The organism is Ectothiorhodospira variabilis (genome assembly GCF_022227625.1).
In the GTDB taxonomy this organism is placed as follows: Bacteria; Pseudomonadota; Gammaproteobacteria; order Ectothiorhodospirales; family Ectothiorhodospiraceae; genus Ectothiorhodospira; species Ectothiorhodospira haloalkaliphila.
In genome coordinates, this window is sequence record NZ_JAJNAO010000006.1 from 131,372 (window position 1) to 149,044 (window position 17,673).

The following is a 17,673-nucleotide window of genomic DNA, read 5'->3' on the forward strand; positions in this document are numbered from 1 at the left end:
TGCCTCAATCACCCTTCGCCTCGGCGAGTTTCAACCTTTCTTGACTCAGGTTCCGCTGGCCGCTCGCATGGCTATGGGATCAGGGAGGGGCGGCCCACTGCATGAATCATGACAAGGATCTATATGTCATAAGCGAATATTGATATGCTTGTTCAATGAATTCCATCCACTACCAACTGTTCCCCTTCCTGCGCTGGCAAAAGCCCAGCCGCGAGATTCTCAAGAGCGATCTGGCGGCGGGCACTGCCGTGGCCCTGGTGTTGGTGCCGCAGTCCATGGCCTATGCCCAGTTGGCGGGCATGCCGCCGGTCTATGGCCTGTATGCCTCCCTCCTGCCCGTGATCGTGGCGGCCCTATGGGGCTCTTCCAATCAGCTGGCCACGGGGCCCGTAGCGGTGGTCTCGCTGCTCACGGCAACGGCATTGATTCCGCTGGCCGCGCCGGGTTCCGGCGAATACGTGGCCCTGGCGGTGGCGCTGGCCTTTTTGGTGGGGGTGGTGCAGTTATCCATGGGTGTGCTGCGCATGGGGGCACTGGTGAGTTTCATCTCTCATCCGGTGATCGTGGGCTTCACCAATGCAGCAGCGCTGGTCATCGGCCTTTCGCAACTCAACAAGCTATTGGGCATTCCGGTGGACACCGGAGGGCATTTCCTCATGGGCCTGTGGGACATGCTCGGCGATGTAGCCTATCTGCATTGGCCCACCCTGGCCTTCGGCGTGGGCGCCATCCTCATCATGGTGGGGCTCAAACGGTTCATCCCCCGGGTACCTGGTGTGCTGGCCGCCGTGATACTGGCCACTGCCATTAGCTGGCTGATGGGCTTTGAGCGCAAGGCGGATGTCCACCTGGATCAGGTGTCGCCTCCAGCAGTGGCGGAACAACTGCTCAAATGGGGCGACTTCAAGGAAGAGAAAGCCGATCTGGAGCTGCAGATCCGCGAACAGCAGGCGCTTCTGGAAGCGGCCGACTCCACCGAGGCGGCAGCGCTGAGATATAAGATCGAACTGCTCTCCTTGCGTCAGGAGCACGTGTCGCGGGTGCTCAAGTTGTACCGGGAAGAAATGCGGGATGTGCGTTTTGCTCGCCTTCCCGGAGAAGAAGGGCAGCCGGATGCCTTTGTGGTAGCTCAAGCCCTGGATGAGAGGGGGGAGGAGGTCCACCCTAAATGGCGAGTGACTCAGGTCGATGGGGTACAGATCCGCATGGATGCGGGGGGGCGGGTGATCGGCAGTATCCCGGCGGGTCTGCCGTCCATCTCCATGCCGGATCTCACGCCTGCTACATTGACGGCGCTTTTTACCGCGGCCTTTGTCATTGCGCTGGTGGGATTCACTGAGGCCATCGCCATTTCCCGTGCCCTGGCGGCACGAACCGGCCAGCGGCTCAATCCCAACCAGGAGTTGATTGGCCAGGGGCTGGGCAACCTCTCGGCCAGCGTGAGCCAGGGCTACCCGGTGAGCGGATCCTTCTCCCGTTCGGCCGTGAACCTCAATGCCGGAGCTCGAACCGGTCTGTCTTCCGTGTTCACCGCGGTATTCATCCTGCTGGTGCTCCTGTTCTTCACGCCTTTGTTTTACCACCTGCCTGAGGCGGTCCTGGCCGCGATCATTGTCATGGCAGTGGTGGGGTTGATCAATTTCAAGGCCATTCAGCATGCCTGGTTGGCCAGCCGGCATGATGGCATCGCCGCCATTGTGACCTTCGTGGCCACTCTGGCAGTGGCACCGAATCTGGATGTGGGCATCCTCATTGGTGTGGCCCTGGCGGTAGGTCTGTTCCTGTACCGCACCATGCGGCCGCGCGTATCCGAGTTGACACGCTACGAGGATGGCACGCTGCGCGAGGCGCGTCGCTACGGCCTCAGGGCCGACGAGGAGATCGGCCTGCTGCGGTTCGACCGCTCACTGTATTTCGCCAATGCCGGATACTTTGAAGACGCGGTGCTGGAGCAGGCCGCCCGCTATCCCCACGCCCGTTACATGATTGTGGTCACCCAGGGCGTGAACGAGATCGACGCCTCCGGCGAGGAGGTGATCCGTTCACTGGTGCAGCGACTACGGGCGCGGGGTACCACGCTGGTGTTTGCCGGCATCAAGCCACAGGTGTTGATGGTGATGAAGCGCACCCACCTGGTGGATTTCATGGGCGAAGACAACGTGTTCCATTCCACCGAAGGGGCGATTGCCACCATTCGGGATCGTCTTGCCAAGCAAAAAGCCGAGGAGGGTCAGGCAGACCAGGAAGAGGGCGAAAACGAGCGCGCCTGAGATTCGGCACGAGGTCGATGCCCCAGGTGGGGGCCGCTGGAACGGGCGTGGTCAGGATGGACGGGCACAAAAAAGCACGGGCACAAAAAAACAGAGGAGGGGTGGCAGTGCCAACCCCTCCTCTGCTTGATACCGCTACTTCAGTGATGCAGCGGAAAACGCCTTCTTAGTAGAAGGGTCTCCACAGGTACACCAGGAAGTGGGCGGCGGCAGCCAGCACCATGAACACGGTGAACGTGGTCTTGAACTGCTCGTGGAATTCCTTGGCCTGTTCTTCGGTCAGACCGGAAATGCTGTCATTCATGGTAGATACCCTCTAAGTTAGGACAAAAGTCAGTCTGAAGCTCGGTTGGAGCTCGAGATTACTCGGAGACTTCCGCAGACGCATCATAGGTCAGCGGGTTGTAGTTGTCGTTGGAGTACACGAAGGCGTGCACAACCAGGGCGACAACCAGCACGGCCATCAGGATGGGCATCAGCCAGGTGCCAGGATTCACGACCAACCACAGCTTCCAGTCGTCCTTGGGGTTGCTCGGCTTGCTTGCTCTGTATTCGCTCATTGATAACACCCTCTTGGTTTGTAACCGGGCCTCTCGCCAAGACCCGGAGCATGGAAAACCTCAAAGCTCTGCGACGGGGTGACCTTGGTTCCAACGGCTTGCCTGTCGCGATGGGTGTGAGTCTACGTTGACAGGGTTGGATGTCAAGCAAGCGTAACACTCCACTTTCGTGAATGGATGAGAAAGTTGAGCAAGATCAGGTTTAGCCCCCGGAAGGGCTTGCGAGTGCGGGTTACATACATTGGTGTCGGTAATGTAACATCCCAGATTCCCCACCTTTACGCAAAGGAATGATGTGCCCGATGTCCACGCCCGGCCGCATTGACCAGCAAGAAGATCGCCTGAGCATCGCCGGCGACTGGGTGCTGGCTCATTACCGTCACCTGCGCGGCCAGGTGGAGCGATCAGCCGCTGCCGAGTTCGGTGGCGCGGTCAGTCTTGAGGACCTGGGGGAACTGGATACCGCCGGTGCCGCCTTGCTGGTGGAGTTACTGGGGGCGGCGCGCCTGGAGGCTCTGGCCTCCGAGGCGGCTTATCTGCCCGAGGAGCGTCGGGCTCTGCTGGAGACAGTGGCCCGCGCCATGGGGTCAACCCGGTCGCCCGAGCCACCCCCGTCGCGACCGATCCGCGACTTTCTGGCCGGAACCGGCCAGGTGGTGGAAGCCCTGTGGCATCAGCAACGGCTGCTCATGGGCTTTATCGGCATGACGCTGGTGACCATCCTGCGTTTGCTGCCGCGCCCGCATCGCTGGCGCTTCACCGCCCTGGTGGTCCATCTTCATCAAACAGGGCTGAATGCGGTGCCCATTGTGGCCTTGCTGACCTTCCTGGTGGGTGCCGTGGTGGCCTTTCTGGGGGCCACGGTGCTGGAAGAGTTCGGGGCCACCATTTACACCGTGGACCTGGTGGCTTATTCCTTCCTGCGGGAGTTTGGCGTCTTGCTGGCGGCCATCCTCCTGGCGGGGCGCACGGCCAGCGCCTTCACCGCCCAGATCGGCTCCATGAAGGCCAACGAGGAGATCGACGCCATTCGCACCCAGGGGTTGAGCCCCATGGAACTGCTGGTGGTGCCCAGGGTGATGGCGTTGATGATCAGCCTGCCGCTGCTGACCTTCATCGGCATGATGAGTGGCATCATGGGCGGCGCAGTGGTGTGTGCCGTGTCACTGGATATCCCCTTCAGCCAGTTTTTCATCATTCTCGAACGTGACATCCCTCTCCAGCATTTCCTGGTGGGCATGGTCAAGGCGCCGGTGTTTGCCTTTTTGATTGCCGTGGTGGGCTGCCTGGAAGGGTTCAAGGTGAGCGGCAGCGCTCAATCGGTGGGGGAACACACCACCTCCAGCGTGGTGCAGGCCATTTTCATCGTCATTCTCATGAATGCCTTGGCAGCACTGTTCTTCATGGAGATGGGCTGGTGACGGACGATCAGGGTACACAGCCGCCGCTAATCCGCGTGCGGGGGCTCCAGAACCGATTCGGAAGCCTGGTAGTGCACGATGGGCTGGATCTGGATATCCGCCACGGCGAAATCCTCGGCGTGGTGGGTGGGTCGGGCACAGGCAAGTCAGTGCTCCTGCGCAGCATCGTCGGCCTCATGCGGCCCTCGGCGGGGCGCATCGAGGTGTTTGGCAAGGAACTGCAGAGCCTGCCGGATCGAGAGCGATCCCGGGTGGAGAGGCGCTTTGGCGTGCTGTTTCAGGGTGGGGCATTGTTCACTTCCCTGAACCTGCAGGAGAATATTGCCCTGCCGCTGATGGAACACGCGGGCCTGTCGCGGCGGGATGCCGAGTATCTGGCACGCATCAAGCTGGCCCTGGCGGGATTGCCAGGGGAGGCCGCGCTCAAATACCCGGCTGAACTCTCCGGCGGCATGGTGAAGCGGGCGGCACTGGCCCGGGCCCTGGCGCTGGATCCGGAAGTGTTGTTTCTGGACGAACCCACCGCCGGACTCGATCCCATCGGCGCCGCGGGCTTTGACCGGCTCATCATGACCCTGCGCGACGCGCTGGGACTGAGCGTATTCCTGGTGACCCACGATCTGGATACGCTGTATACCAGTTGCGACCGGGTGGCCGTGCTGTCGCAGCGCCGGGTTTTGGTAGCGGACCGCCTGGAGGTGGTGGAGAACACCGCTGATGAATGGATTCGTGACTATTTCCATGGCCCCCGTGGCCGCGCCGCCCGTGAAGCGGCGGATGTTCTGGAGAATCGCTGATCATGGAACCTCGAGCCCATCATGTAGTGATCGGATTATTCACCCTGCTCACCTTTCTGGGGGGGCTGGTGTTCGGGCTGTGGTTGCACAAGGCTGCCTCGGACCGGGAATATGATTACTACGAAATTGTCTTTACGCGGGCAGTGAGCGGCCTGGCCGAAGGCAACATGGTGCAGTTCAGTGGCATTCGCGTCGGTGACGTGATGGATCTGCGCCTGAATCCCGATGATCCCAACGAGGTTCGGGTACTGGTTCGTGTGGACAGCGAGATCCCGGTGCATGCCGATACCCGTGCCACCCTCAAACTGGTGAACATCACCGGCGCCATGAGTGTGCAGTTATACGGTGGCACACCGGATACCCCGCAGCTGGAGGGCAGTCGCTCCAGTCCACCGCGGATCCAGGGGGACCCCTCTCCGCTCAATACCTTGCTGGACGAGAGTGAGAGCCTCATCGAGGCGGTGGGGCAACTCCTGCACAACGCCAATCGGCTGGTTTCCACCGATAATGCCGATAGGGTGACCCGTATCCTGGATGATGTGGAGCAGGTCACCTCTGCCCTCGCGGGTCAAAGTGGCGATCTGGCCAGCGCCATGGGGGCGATCACAGAGGCCAGCCTGCAGGCGGAAAAGACCTTGGTGTCCTTGCAACGATTGGGTGATGAGTCGCACACCCTGGTGGCCGGGGAGGGCAGGGCCATCCTCGAGCATGCTCGCCAGACCATGGCCTCGGTGGAGGCCACGGCGGCGCGCATGGATAAACTGCTGGCCACCCATGAGGGTTCGCTGGACCAGGGGCTACAGTCATTTGGTGAACTGGACCCGGCCATGCGTGATCTCAGGAGCAGCCTGCGCAACCTTAACCGCGTGATCCGTCGACTGGAAGATAACCCGGCGCGCTTCCTGCTCGGTCAGGATGGCATTCAGGAGTTCAACCCGTGATATCCCGTCTATTCATCGTGCTCGTGCCGGCCCTTTGGCTTTTGGGGTTGGCGGGCTGCACCCTGCTGCCCGAACAGACACCGCAACGGGTGTTTCTGCTGTCGCCACCCGAGCAGGAGACGGCTTACGAAGTCCTGCACGACAAGGTGCTCAGGGTGGAGAAACCCGAGGCCCCCTTCCCGTTGACCACGTCCCGCATCCTGGTGGCGCCCAGCGGCAAGGAAATCAGCTTCTATGGGGGGGCTCGTTGGGCGGATCGCACGCCCCCGCTGGTGGCAGCCTACATGGTGGAGGCACTGCGCCAGGATGGCCGAGTGGCCTCGGTGATCAGCGATTCCAGCTCTGCACGCAGCCAGGTCTCTCTGGTGAGTCAGCTCGGTGCCCTGCGTAGTGAATACCCGTCTCAAGGCGCTGATGGCCCCCCCGAAGCCTTTGTTCGACTGGATGTACAGCTGATGGAGGATGCCAGCCGCAATATCATTGCCAGCCGACGTTTTCAGGTCCGCCAGCCCAGCGAGGGTGAGGAGATCGAGGCGGTGGTGGAGGCGATGAACCAGGCCATGGAGGTCTTGAGTCGTGAGGTGGTGGATTGGGTGGTGGAGCAATTGGCGCCCGGCCATCGTCTGGAAAAAGGCTCTTGAAGTTGACCCGGCAGCCTCGAATGGGGAGGATGCGAGGCTGAGAGGGCAGCTTGAGCGGAACCGTCATGAAGCTGACAAGTCCTTCGTTCCCGGATGGTGGTGCCATGCCCGTGGATGTCTCGGCCCGCCACGCCAACGAACTCCCTCCGCTGGAAATCCATGATGTGCCGGGAGATGCCCACAGTCTGGCGCTGCTCCTGGAGGACCTGGATTCGCCGCTGGGGGAGGTGACCCACTGGCTGGTGTGGAATTTACCCCCGACCACCCAACGCGTGGACTCGCTGAATCTGCCCAGCCAGGCAAGGACCGGCATGGATGCGTTCGGCAAGGTCGGCTATCTGGGGCCGGTACCGCCGGAGGGTTGTCATCATTATCGTTTCCGCCTGCTGGCGCTGGACGCCGAGCTTGACCTGCAGGCAGGTGCCACCCGTTCGCAATTCGAACACGCCGCATCGGGGCACGTGCTGGCCGAAGCCCGTCTTACGGGCGCGCTGTGCATGCCAACGCCGGAGCCGGATCACGGATCATGAGACCGTATCGCCCAGGAGCATTCTTCGCCACTGTCAATCCCACGGTTTTCATCGCCTCGGCGATCATGGTGCTGGCGTTCGTCGGCTTCGGAGTGAGTTTTCCCGCCACCGCCAGCCAGGTGTTCGAGGGGATCCAGGGCTTCATCACCGAGTATCTGGGCTGGGGTTATCTGCTGGCGGTGACCGTGTTTCTGGTGTTCCTGATCTGGCTTGGTTTCAGCCGCTACGGGTCCATCCGCCTGGGTCAGCCGGATGATCGTCCGGAGTTCGGCTACGGGGCCTGGTTCGCCATGCTTTTCTCGGCCGGCATGGGCATCGGGCTGGTCTTCTGGAGTGTTGCCGAACCCATCCTGCACTATCAGCACCCGCCCACGGGGGAGGGCGAAACCATGGAGGCCGCGCGCCAGGCCATGGTCTACACCTTCTTCCACTGGGGGCTTCACGCCTGGGCTGTGTATGTGGTGCTGGGGCTGTCGGTGGCGTACTTCAGCTTCCGCCACCGTCTGCCACTGACGATTCGTTCGATCTTCTACCCGCTGCTGGGCGACCGTATCTATGGGCCGATCGGTCATGTGATCGATATTCTGGCGGTATTCGGCACCCTGTTTGGTCTGGCCACATCGCTGGGTTTCGGTGCCATGCAGCTCAATACCGGGCTCAATGTGCTTTTCGACATGCCGGTATCCCACTGGTATCAGGTGGGCATCATTGCCGCCATCACCCTGGTGGCCGTATTCTCGGTGTTGTCAGGGCTGGATCGGGGTCTCAAGTGGGTTAGCGTGTTCAACCTGGGGTTGGCAGTCGTCTTCATGTTGTTCGTGCTGTTTGCTGGTCCCACCCTGTTCATCCTGCGTTTCCTTCTGGACTCCACCGGTGCCTATCTGCAGCAATTGGTTGAAATGTCCCTGTATGCCGACGCCATCGGCGGCTCCCAGTGGCAGAAGGACTGGACCATGTTCTACTGGGCATGGTGGATCGCCTGGTCGCCCTTTGTGGGCATCTTCATCGCCCGCATCTCTCGCGGACGCACCATCCGCGAGTTCATTTTCGGGGTGCTGGCGCTGCCCTCGTTGTTCGTGTTCGCGTGGATGGCCATCTTCGGCGGCAGCGCGCTGCATATGGAATTGTTCGACGAGAACGCCGGTATTGCGGCAGCAGTGGCCGAGGACACAACAGTCGCGCTGTACGCGATGCTGGCCCAACTGCCCTGGACCACTCTGGCCTCGGGAGTGGCCACGTTGCTGATCGCAACGTACTTCATCACCTCATCGGCCTCGGGCACTTACGTGATCGATGCACTGATCTCGCGCGGCTCGAAACACTCGCCAAAGCGCCAGCGGGTGATCTGGGGGATTACCGAGGGGGCGGTGGCCGCCACGCTGCTGATCGTGGGTGGCGAACGGGCTCTGGACAGCCTGCAAACCGGCTCGCTGACGGCCGGCCTGCCGGTGGCGATCATCCTGGGGTTCTGCTGCTTCAGCCTGACGCGCGCGTTGCGCCGGGAATACCGGGTGGAGGGAGTGAATCCCCCCTGGGGGTGATGGGGCAGGGCGGCTTCAACCCTTCAGGCTGCCAGGATCCTTCCCGGGCGGCGGTGACGAGGGCCATTCCCTGTCAGGCCGTTGTGCGCCACAGTTCCAGCACTGGGTGAACTGTGCTTCCATGGGCTCGCTGCAGCGTTGGCAGGTCCAGTTTTCGCTGTCGGTCACGGTCATGGTGACCGCATCAATGATCTCCAGGGCGCGGGCCTCATCGTCATCCTCCATGACCCATATTTCCGGCCAGCATTCCGTGGGGGGCAGTTCCCCGGCAGCACCGCAGAGCAGCGCATGCTTGACGTAGGCGCGAATCCCCTCACTCTCCAACACTCCCTGAATGAAGCCGGCGGCGGCCACATCCGATGCGCTGTACACGCGCTTCATGGCGTGACTCCGGGCATTGCGGGAGTCACAGGGTCGGTGAGTGCCTGTATGGGATGACCTGTCATGGCAGGATTGTAACGCGTGAGCGGGGCTGGATCAGGTGGGTCTTTGGCATTGATTTGCCGCCCTTGCCGGGGAATGAGTTCAGCTATTTCGGATGAGGCAGATAGCGTTTGACAGCCCGAAGGCAGCCTGTATAATGCGCCATTCGAACACGACAGGCGCGTAGCTCAGCTGGTTAGAGCACTACCTTGACATGGTTCGCGTATTTCTGCGTTTCCCTACCTCTCTAGATCCCTCCCCAGTGAAATCAGCACTTTAGCCCATCTGTGGTCATTTAAGGCCAGCCAGGATGTGGTTTTTGTGGCACTAGCTCGGGCCTCGCATGGGCTCAAGTCTCTGTCCAAAATAACTCAATAGAATGAGTACAACCCTAAAGAGTGACCTTCAGGTAATGACACCCTGATTGCGTAAATTTGCGCAAAAAAGGATTATGATGGCGCATTTTTGCGCGCCATAAAGCGTATGTTTGCGTGAATTTGTGGCGATTTGAGGGTGGCTGGAAGTGGGTTTTCTGGAGTGGATGCTGGGGTCTTCGGACAATCTGGGCCGTGCCCATGAGCGGTCGCACATTTCTGGATGCGGCCGAGCGGCTGCTTGGGCGTGAGTCGGAAGCTGTGGGGCGGTGCACTCAGGTCAGCAATCTTCCGAATCCAGGGAGTTCAAGAACAGTGTCTCCACCTCCTCGGCCGGCAACGGACGGCTGAACAGATAGCCCTGTCCCTTCACGCAGCCATGATCCAGCAGGAAATCCCGCTGTACCGTGTTCTCGATGCCCTCGGCGATGACCCTCATGCCCAGGGTCTCGCCCAGGCCGATGATCGCCCGGATGATGGCGGCATCCTCGGGATGATGGGCAGGGTCTTCCTCCATATCGGAGACGAAGGAGCGATCAATCTTGATGGCGTACACCGGCAGGCGCTTGAGGTAGTTCAAGGAAGAGTAGGCGGTGCCAAAGTCGTCAATGGACACGCGCACCCCATGGGCATTGAGGTCGGTGAGGGTGCCTATGGTCTGTTCGATGGAACTCATGGCCGCACTCTCGGTAATCTCGATTTCCAGAGCACTGGCGTCCAGACCCGTATCGGCCAACACACCCATGATGCGTTCGACAACGCCGGGCTCCCGAAACTCACGCGCTGACAGGTTCACCGCCATCGGCACGGTTGGCACACCCCGGGCCTTCCAGTCGCGAAGCTGCTCGCAGGCCTGTCGCAGCACCTCTGGCCCCAGCGAGAGGATGAAGCCGGTCTCCTCCGCCAGGGGAATGAAGCGCCCCGGGGAAATCATGCCCCATTGGGGATGATGCCAGCGCACCAGGGCTTCCAGGCTGAGGGTGCGTCCGGTGACCAGTTCCACTCGGGGTTGGTACACCAGCTGGAATTCGTTCTGTTCCAGTGCCTGGCGCATGGCCTGGTCCAGTTCCATGCGCTCCTGCAGCGCCGCGTCCATTTCCGGCGTGTAAAAATGGTAGCAACGGCGACCTTCGGCCTTGGCGCGATACATGGCCGCATCGGCGTAACGTACCAGCTCCTCAGGACGATCACTGTCGCCGGGGTACACGGCAATACCGATACTCACCGTCACGGACACCTGTTGGGCAGACAGCGATATGGGCTGTTTCAACGCAGTCTGGAGCTTTTCGATCACGGGGATCACGTTCTCCACATGCGCGAGGTTGGACAGCAGCAGGATGAACTCATCGCCGCCAAAGCGGGCCAAGGTGTCGCCACCCCGAAGTAGGGTACGCAGACGCTGCGCAACCTGTATTAGCAGTTGATCACCCTGGGCATGGCCCAGCGAATCGTTGACCACCTTGAAATCATCCAGGTCGATGAACACCACGGCCACGGCACGCTGATCCCTCCGGGCCTGTGCCACCGCCAAGCCGATCCGATCGAGCATCAGATTTCGATTGGGCAAGCCGGTCAGCGGGTCATGGAAGGCAAGATACTCCAGGCGCTCGGTCAGGGCGCGCTTGTCGGAGATATCCTCCGCCAGCTTGATGTAATGCGTCACCTCGCCCAGAGTATTGCGGATAGGCGAGATCCAAGCCTGCTCCCAGTAAGGCTCGCCCGCGCGGGTGCGATTGTTGAACTCGCCTTCCCAGGTGCCACCGTTGCGGATCGTATTCCAGAGGTCCTCGTACTGTGTGACGTTTTTTTCACCGTAACGCAGCATGCCGGGTCGTTGCCCGATGACCTCCTCCCGGGAGAAACCGGTGATGTCGCAGAAACGCTGGTTCACGTACTCGATCACGCCGTCTGTGCTGGTGAGCATCACCACACCGGGGCTTTGCTCCACCGCATAGGCCAGTCGCTCGCCGTACTCCTCCGCAAGCTTGCGCCTGGTGATGTCCCGATTGGTCCCGCGGTGCCCCCGGTAACAGCCTGATGAATCCCTCACGGCGCGGCAGTCATGCTCGATCCACCGGACCTCCCCGGAGCGAGTAAGGATGCGGAAATGCAGCAGCGCGTGGTTGTCCTGCCTACCCGCATGCACATGCCCGTGATAATCGGCCCGATCATCCGGATGGATGAGGTGAGACAACAGATCCGGGTCGTCCAGAAACGCTTGCGCGGGGTAACCGGTGATCCGTTCGCAGGCGGGCGACACATAATGGAATCGGTCGTCCTCACCCATCCAGTAGTCCCAGTCGGGTGAAAACTGCGCCAGGATTCGATAGCGCTCCTGCTCCTCAAGCAGCCGCTGATTCAGCTCATCCATGGCCTCGTTTTGCAGGACGAGCTCCGCATGGTAGATGTGCAGCGCCTCCAGCAGGCCATCCAGGTCGATTTCACCCCGCTCCATCTCATGGCCTAAATCCCCCCAGGCCCTGTCACGCAGAATGGCCTGAGCCTGTTCGTGGAGGTGTTTCCTGACCATGCTGACCGCCCGGTTGAAATGCCTTTCCCGATGGTAACCCAACTTCCCCGTGACCGCTCAACGCCCTGACTGTCATGCATCACGGTGATGAGGCACCCCCAATGATGAAAGATCCGCTCCAAGAAGCCACTTCACCTTTCCCCCTGATCTGCGCCAGGGCCTTCCCCTCTTCGGCTTGTCATACCCCTCCCAAAAACCTCCAAAGTGGAACCAAACCCGCTGGCCATCCCGAGCTCCCGCATTAATACTGGCCAAAACGTACTCCCGTTCACCCCCTGAACGGACCCAAGCCCCCCATTCGCACCCAAAAAAACGTGCGGAAATGGCGGGAGCGTGCCCAAAGCACTGCAACACCCCGCAAGGCAGCATCCAAAAGGATCCAATCCTGAGGCACTCCAGCGACACCATTCGCCTCCAGCTCCTGCGCCTGCTGGCCGACAACCCCCAGCTCACCCAGCGGGAACTGGCACAAGCACTGGGCGTGAGCCTGGGCGCCACCCACTACAGCCTGCGCGCCCTCATCGACAAGGGCCTGGTGAAGGCCGAGAACTTCCGCAACAGCCAGAACAAACGCGCCTACGCCTACCTGCTCACCCCCAAGGGCCTCAAGGAAAAGCTGCACATCACCCGCGCCTTCCTGGCGCGCAAGCAAAAGGAATGCGCGGCGATTCAGGGGGAGATTGAGGTGTTGAAAAAAGAGCTGGGGGAAGATGTGAAAACCGAGCCACGCGAACCCGCTCAACCAGGCAAGCCTGGGCGCTGAAAAGTCTCACCCTCGTGGGAGCTGGCCTTGCCAGCGAATCGCTGCGACAGCAGCCCCGTGGCAGCCAGACGTCGTACAGAGTCAGGAGCAAATGTGGGCGCTATCCTCACTCATCTCCCAGGGGTGTCGGGCATCACCTTCAAGAAGACGGGAGACATCCGCCAGCAGGGCAATGCGCTGGCCCCTTACACCCGAGTGGCGTTGGGCACGCGCTCGGGCGTGAACTGGGATCGCATCCAGCGGCGTGACCGGACTCCTGCACGCAAGCCTGGACATTTGTTTACTTATTGGTAAACTCCATGGAAGAGTACCAAGGTGCCAAGCTGACCATTCGCTACTGCGAACAACCCCCGCCGGGGAGCGGTGCCGAGGCCTGGATGCCGCCGAGTCTGCAGGAGGCACTCGACTCAATCCAGGCAGGCAAGCACGCCCGCTGGCTTGCGGGTTTTGCCGCCCGCCGCAAGCAATTGGCCAACACAGGCAGGCTACGGTCGCCGGATTACTGGAATACCGAGGGCGACTTACCCAATGGGAAGAACTTCTATGCCATCAAGGTGGGCAAGATCCGGGCCTACGGATGGTACTCAAATCGCCATGGCGGGGTGTTTTACATCAGTCACTTCGCCTTCAAGAAGGGACAAAAGCTCGCTCAAAAGGACACGCATCGCGTGATCCAGAACTGGCGAAAGATTGAGGAGTGACAGACATGACCGATTTTCTGGACCGTTGGGCCACCGAGAGCCCGGAAAACGCCCGGCTGGTAGCCCAGGAACGCCTCATTACCGAGGTCACCGAGGCACTCTGGCAGGAAATGGAAGAGGCTGGAGTCAACAAGGCCGACCTGGCAGCCCGCATGGGCACCACCCGAGGCTACATCTCCCAGATCCTGAGTGGATCCCGCAACATGACCTTGCGCACCCTGGCGGATATCTGCTTCGCCCTGGGCAAAAGCCCTGATATCTCCCTGAATGGCGCCGAGGCGGACGGCTGGGAATTCAGGCCCGTTGAAAAATTCACTTGTGGGCACACCAAGATCCGCTACACGGAAACCGGCAACGTGCTCCACCCCATGGATTGCTGGAAGACCGCAGCCTGAAGCATGGATCGCTCACTCATCGAGATCGCCACCAAGGCCTTGAGTATCCGCGCGGTTCACCTGCGCGGCAGCCACATCCGCTGCAAGGAGGGCGTTCTTCCGCCGTATCTTGATGATGAACTGGATCTCACACCCCAGTTCCGTGGCAAGCCGGGCGCCAGGATCGATATCCTGGGTTTTGAGGAGCAGACGAAAGCGATCCCGCGCCGCATAGCCATGTGCCACTTCCAGGCCGGTGTCCGTCTCGTGGACAATGCCAATGTGACGGAAACTGCCCCAGTGGATGAAGAGGACGTGTACCTGGAGATCACGGCGGATTTCTGCGCCGAATACGACATCCGTGACGGCATCGAAGACGAAACGCTGCGGCCCGCGCTTGAAGAATTTTCTCGCTACAACGTGGGCTATCACATCTGGCCTTACTGGCGGGAATATGTACAGGGCACGTGTGCCCGTATGGGTATCCCCCCCATCCCCATTCCCATGTATATGCTCAAGGCTCGCGACTCCAACGAAGCATCAGAATCCTGTCAGCCCACCAAGTGAAGCTTCGCCAGGTCATCCTCGACAATTACCGCGTGTGGGAGCACTGCGCAGTGCCTCTCGGTCCACGGCTGACACTTTGTATTGGGGAGATGACTCCGGCAAGACAGCGCTTGGACGAGTGCGTGATCAACCCCGTGATGGAGCTATGCGCCGGGAAATTACCTCGCAGCCACCCCCGCTGATGAAAGATACGGGCTGCATGACAGCCGCCGACCCGCACCACAGGGCCTGCAAACGCCCACGGAGCAGGTAACTCCTTGCACTCAAGGGTGCACGGGGATGGCGGTAGCGTGCCTGAAAGTCCCCACAATAGCCCACCACATGAACCCGGACCCCAAACCTTGATCACAGTGTTCTCCAAGGCCCTGGCCCTGCTCACCCCCCGAGAACGCCGCCGGGGCAGCCTCGTGCTCGCCATGGTCATCCTCATGGCCCTGCTGGAAACCGCCGGTGTGGCCTCCATCATGCCCTTCCTGGCCGTACTCGGTAATCCCGAGGTGGTGCACACCAACGCCATCCTCGCCAGCCTCTACGAAGGCCTGGGCTTCACCAGCACCCAGGCCTTTCTCATGGCCCTGGGCGGCGCCATCTTCGCCCTCATGCTCATCTCCGCCGTGTTCCGCATCCTCACCCATTATGTGATGAACCGTTTCATCGAGATGCGCCGCCACAGCCTGGGCGAACGACTGCTGGAAACCTACCTGCGCCAGCCCTACGCCTACTTCCTCAACCGCCACAGCGGCGACATGGCCAAGAGCATCCTGTCCGAGGTGGATCAGGTGGTCGGCAAGGTCTTCCGACCGGGCCTCACGGCCCTGTCCCACATCATCGTCGCCCTGGCCCTGATTACCCTCCTGCTCATCGTCGACCCGCTGATGGCACTCGCCATCGCCGCCGTCATGGGTGGCCTGTATGTGGCCATCTACCTGAGTGTGCAGGGCCTGCTGGGCCGCATCGGCCGCGAGCGTGCCAATGCCAACCGCGAGCGCTTCACCACCGCCGGCGAGGCCCTGGGCGGCATCAAGGACATCAAGCTCCTGGGCCGGGAATATGCCTACCTCTCCCGCTTCCGCCCCGCCTCCGTGCGCTTCTCCCGTCACGTGGCCACCAGCCAGACCCTCTCCCAGGTGCCCCGGTATGGCATCGAGGCCGTGGCCATCGGCGGCGTACTCGCGCTCACCCTGTTCCTCATGGCCACCATCGGCAACGTCGGCGAACTCCTGCCCATCCTGGGCCTGTATGCCTTCGCCGGCTACAAGCTCATGCCCGCCCTGCAGCACATTTACTCCGGCATGAGCAACCTGCGCTTCGGCGCCGCTGCCGTGGACGATCTGCACGAAGACCTCACCCAGCGCGCTGCCCTGGCCGAGATCCACAAACGCGCCCCCAGCCCCTTCATCCCCCAGCAGCACATCCAGCTCAACCAGGTCAGCTACACCTATCCCAACGCCCCCAACCCGGCCCTGAACCACATCGACCTCAGCATTCCCGTAGGCCAGTCCGTGGGCCTGGTAGGCAGCACCGGTGCCGGCAAGACCACCCTGGTGGACCTCATCCTCGGCCTGCTCCAGCCCACCCAGGGCCACCTGAGCGTGGACAACACCCCCATCACCCGCGACAACCTGCGCGCCTGGCAGCAAACCCTGGGCTACGTCCCCCAGGACATCTTCCTCAGCGACGCCAGCATCACCGAAAACATTGCCCTGGGCATTCCCCGGGAGCAGATCGACCCCGCCGCCGTGGAACGCGCCGCCCGCATGGCCCAGGTGCACGACTTCATCGTCAATGACCTGCCCCAGGGCTACGACACGGAAGTGGGGGAGCGGGGCGTGCGCCTCTCCGGCGGCCAGCGCCAGCGCATCGGCATTGCCCGCGCCCTCTACCACGACCCGGCCATCCTGGTATTCGACGAGGCCACCAGCGCCCTGGACAACGTGACCGAAAAGGCCGTGATGGAAGCCATCAACAGCCTGCATGAACAGAAGACCATCATTCTCATCGCGCATCGCCTGAGCACGGTGAAGGGGTGTGATCGGATCTATATGCTGCAGCAGGGGGAGGTGGTGGCCTCGGGTGGGTATGAAGAGTTGCTGGATGGGCATGCTGAATTCAAGGCCATGGCGGGATCGGCGGCGGGGTGATGGTGTCCAGCCCCCGCCCACCCAACATGTCCTCCGTGGAAGCTGGCCTGCAGGCGAAAGGCGAAGCCCCCAAGCCTTGATATCACTCGCGTTGATCCCAGAGCCAGGGAGAAATCATGTCAATTCGTGCCGAAAAACTAAAGCATCGACTTCGGATGAAGTGGTGGCGTCTTATAGATTTTCCTTCCAACTATGACGAAATGTTGGACTACGAAATGCGAACAGATTTCAAATATACGCGGGAAAAAGCACATGTAGCGCTGGGGTATCAGTTTGATCTTAAGCGTCCGCGTTCATTTAATGAAAAAGCGACTCATCGCAGGCTTTTCGACAGAAATCCAGTTTGGCCAATTGTCACGGAAAAAGTAAGTGCGAGGACATGGATTAAAGAAAAACAACTGGATAAACATGTGCGCCTAATCCCAATGGTTTCTACTTTTAGTGATCCTGCGCTTGTGCGCGAGCTAGATTGCTCAGGAAGTATATTTATTAAAGCAGCATGGGCATCGGGTCAGAATATTAAAATCTCAACTGAAGACTCGCATAATTTGCGAGCGATAGAGGGTAAGCTCACTGAATGGCTTGGAGCAGAATATCACCCGAAGCGTTTGGTCTGGGCACAAACTCAAATGCCACGTAGGTTTATTGCTGAACATGATCTAAGTAAGGTAGGCGATTTGGCGCCCTTATGCGATTATAAGTTTTTTGTTTTTCACGGGAAGGTTCGCTTGGTACAGGTTTGGTCTGGTAGCAAAGGGAATAGGAAGGTTACACATTTTGACCCTAAGGGAAATCATCTTGATATTCGTAGGGTCGGAAAAGAAAACGGAAACCATAGGCTTCCCGAGCAATTTGCGCAATTAATTCTGTCAGCCGAGAAGGTTGGTGGCTACTTTGATTTTGTGAGAGTTGACTTATACGTAGTGGACGGCGATATTTACTTTGGTGAAATAACACAAACTCCTGCGAATGGCTTTTCTCCTTTTGATCCTTGTGAATTTGACTTTGAATTAGGATCATATTGGAATTATGAAAATTGAGCTTTCTCGACGCTCTCTTTGTAGCCGTCACTGTTTCCGAAAAATTCCTGAGCTATGTA

General features: G+C 60.3%; 17 protein-coding genes. 13 read left to right on the forward strand and 4 right to left on the reverse strand.

Annotation, left to right across the window (positions count from 1 at the left end):
* Positions 1–155 precede the first annotated feature (155 nt).
* Positions 156–2,270 (forward strand): SulP family inorganic anion transporter, encoded by a 2,115-nt coding sequence (locus tag LPW30_RS08555; protein WP_239680616.1) that lies wholly within the window; start codon positions 156–158, stop codon positions 2,268–2,270.
* A 166-nt stretch (positions 2,271–2,436) separates the two neighbouring features.
* On the opposite strand, the gene pufB is transcribed toward LPW30_RS08555, so the two are convergent.
* Positions 2,437–2,574, reverse strand: a complete 138-nt coding sequence (gene pufB / locus LPW30_RS08560) for a light-harvesting antenna LH1, beta subunit (RefSeq protein ID WP_025281777.1) — start codon at positions 2,572–2,574, stop codon at positions 2,437–2,439.
* A 58-nt stretch (positions 2,575–2,632) separates the two neighbouring features.
* The gene (pufA, locus tag LPW30_RS08565) at positions 2,633–2,830 is read right to left on the reverse strand and encodes a light-harvesting antenna LH1, alpha subunit (RefSeq protein WP_025281776.1); all 198 of its coding nucleotides are present in this window, start codon (positions 2,828–2,830) and stop codon (positions 2,633–2,635) included.
* Positions 2,831–3,132: 302 nt separating this feature from the next.
* Here pufA and LPW30_RS08570 point away from each other — a divergent pair, with 302 nt between their 5' ends.
* From LPW30_RS08570 to LPW30_RS08595, 6 genes are all read left to right on the forward strand, one after another.
* The gene (locus tag LPW30_RS08570; RefSeq protein WP_238624904.1) at positions 3,133–4,251 is read left to right on the forward strand and encodes an ABC transporter permease; all 1,119 of its coding nucleotides are present in this window, start codon (positions 3,133–3,135) and stop codon (positions 4,249–4,251) included.
* On the forward strand, positions 4,248–5,048 hold the full coding sequence (locus LPW30_RS08575; RefSeq protein ID WP_025281774.1) for an ABC transporter ATP-binding protein: 801 nt from the start codon (positions 4,248–4,250) through the stop codon (positions 5,046–5,048). The genes LPW30_RS08570 and LPW30_RS08575 overlap by 4 nt, the downstream gene beginning before the upstream one ends.
* A 2-nt stretch (positions 5,049–5,050) precedes the next feature.
* Positions 5,051–5,989, forward strand: coding sequence for an MlaD family protein (locus tag LPW30_RS08580; RefSeq protein WP_239680617.1), 939 nt, complete (start codon positions 5,051–5,053; stop codon positions 5,987–5,989).
* Entirely contained in the window at positions 5,986–6,630 is a 645-nt protein-coding gene (locus tag LPW30_RS08585; protein WP_051582605.1) for an ABC-type transport auxiliary lipoprotein family protein, read from the forward strand. The genes LPW30_RS08580 and LPW30_RS08585 overlap by 4 nt, the downstream gene beginning before the upstream one ends.
* Positions 6,631–6,734: 104 nt before the next feature.
* The gene (locus LPW30_RS08590) at positions 6,735–7,160 is read left to right on the forward strand and encodes a YbhB/YbcL family Raf kinase inhibitor-like protein (RefSeq protein WP_238624931.1); all 426 of its coding nucleotides are present in this window, start codon (positions 6,735–6,737) and stop codon (positions 7,158–7,160) included.
* A complete protein-coding gene (locus LPW30_RS08595) occupies positions 7,157–8,701 on the forward strand; it encodes a BCCT family transporter (RefSeq protein ID WP_239680618.1) in 1,545 nt (514 codons plus the stop codon). Before LPW30_RS08590 ends, LPW30_RS08595 begins: the two co-directional genes overlap by 4 nt.
* Positions 8,702–8,716: 15 nt before the next feature.
* On the opposite strand, the gene LPW30_RS08600 is transcribed toward LPW30_RS08595, so the two are convergent.
* Both LPW30_RS08600 and LPW30_RS08605 read right to left on the reverse strand, forming a co-directional pair.
* Entirely contained in the window at positions 8,717–9,082 is a 366-nt protein-coding gene (locus LPW30_RS08600) for a putative signal transducing protein (protein WP_238624908.1), read from the reverse strand.
* 696 nt (positions 9,083–9,778) lie between these two features.
* Positions 9,779–12,028, reverse strand: a complete 2,250-nt coding sequence (locus LPW30_RS08605; protein WP_239680619.1) for a putative bifunctional diguanylate cyclase/phosphodiesterase — start codon at positions 12,026–12,028, stop codon at positions 9,779–9,781.
* Between the two features lie 406 nt (positions 12,029–12,434).
* Between LPW30_RS08605 and LPW30_RS08610 the strand changes: the two genes are divergently transcribed.
* The 6 genes from LPW30_RS08610 (at position 12,435) to LPW30_RS08635 (ending at position 17,614) form a co-directional block, all read left to right on the forward strand.
* The gene (locus LPW30_RS08610) at positions 12,435–12,791 is read left to right on the forward strand and encodes a MarR family EPS-associated transcriptional regulator (RefSeq protein WP_420797717.1); all 357 of its coding nucleotides are present in this window, start codon (positions 12,435–12,437) and stop codon (positions 12,789–12,791) included.
* Positions 12,792–13,090: 299 nt separating this feature from the next.
* On the forward strand, positions 13,091–13,492 hold the full coding sequence (locus tag LPW30_RS08615) for a hypothetical protein (RefSeq protein ID WP_239680620.1): 402 nt from the start codon (positions 13,091–13,093) through the stop codon (positions 13,490–13,492).
* Between the two features lie 5 nt (positions 13,493–13,497).
* A complete protein-coding gene (locus tag LPW30_RS08620; RefSeq protein WP_239680621.1) occupies positions 13,498–13,887 on the forward strand; it encodes a helix-turn-helix domain-containing protein in 390 nt (129 codons plus the stop codon).
* A 3-nt stretch (positions 13,888–13,890) separates the two neighbouring features.
* Positions 13,891–14,433, forward strand: coding sequence for a hypothetical protein (locus tag LPW30_RS08625; protein ID WP_239680622.1), 543 nt, complete (start codon positions 13,891–13,893; stop codon positions 14,431–14,433).
* 344 nt (positions 14,434–14,777) lie between these two features.
* Entirely contained in the window at positions 14,778–16,574 is a 1,797-nt protein-coding gene (locus tag LPW30_RS08630; RefSeq protein WP_239680652.1) for an ABC transporter ATP-binding protein, read from the forward strand.
* 116 nt (positions 16,575–16,690) lie between these two features.
* The gene (locus tag LPW30_RS08635) at positions 16,691–17,614 is read left to right on the forward strand and encodes an ATP-grasp fold amidoligase family protein (RefSeq protein WP_239680623.1); all 924 of its coding nucleotides are present in this window, start codon (positions 16,691–16,693) and stop codon (positions 17,612–17,614) included.
* The last annotated feature ends 59 nt before the right edge of the window (positions 17,615–17,673 follow it).

Bases quoted from the DNA above. Each gene is read 5' to 3' on its own strand.
- LPW30_RS08555 (WP_239680616.1), top strand. From the start codon at position 156: ATGAATTCCATCCACTACCAACTGTTCCCCTTCCTGCGCTGGCAAAAG.
- pufB (WP_025281777.1), bottom strand. From the start codon at position 2,574: ATGAATGACAGCATTTCCGGTCTGACCGAAGAACAGGCCAAGGAATTC.
- pufA (WP_025281776.1), bottom strand. From the start codon at position 2,830: ATGAGCGAATACAGAGCAAGCAAGCCGAGCAACCCCAAGGACGACTGG.
- LPW30_RS08570 (WP_238624904.1), top strand. From the start codon at position 3,133: ATGTCCACGCCCGGCCGCATTGACCAGCAAGAAGATCGCCTGAGCATC.
- LPW30_RS08580 (WP_239680617.1), top strand. From the start codon at position 5,051: ATGGAACCTCGAGCCCATCATGTAGTGATCGGATTATTCACCCTGCTC.
- LPW30_RS08590 (WP_238624931.1), top strand. From the start codon at position 6,735: ATGCCCGTGGATGTCTCGGCCCGCCACGCCAACGAACTCCCTCCGCTG.
- LPW30_RS08595 (WP_239680618.1), top strand. From the start codon at position 7,157: ATGAGACCGTATCGCCCAGGAGCATTCTTCGCCACTGTCAATCCCACG.
- LPW30_RS08600 (WP_238624908.1), bottom strand. From the start codon at position 9,082: ATGAAGCGCGTGTACAGCGCATCGGATGTGGCCGCCGCCGGCTTCATT.
- LPW30_RS08605 (WP_239680619.1), bottom strand. From the start codon at position 12,028: ATGGTCAGGAAACACCTCCACGAACAGGCTCAGGCCATTCTGCGTGAC.
- LPW30_RS08615 (WP_239680620.1), top strand. From the start codon at position 13,091: ATGGAAGAGTACCAAGGTGCCAAGCTGACCATTCGCTACTGCGAACAA.
- LPW30_RS08620 (WP_239680621.1), top strand. From the start codon at position 13,498: ATGACCGATTTTCTGGACCGTTGGGCCACCGAGAGCCCGGAAAACGCC.
- LPW30_RS08625 (WP_239680622.1), top strand. From the start codon at position 13,891: ATGGATCGCTCACTCATCGAGATCGCCACCAAGGCCTTGAGTATCCGC.
- LPW30_RS08635 (WP_239680623.1), top strand. From the start codon at position 16,691: ATGTCAATTCGTGCCGAAAAACTAAAGCATCGACTTCGGATGAAGTGG.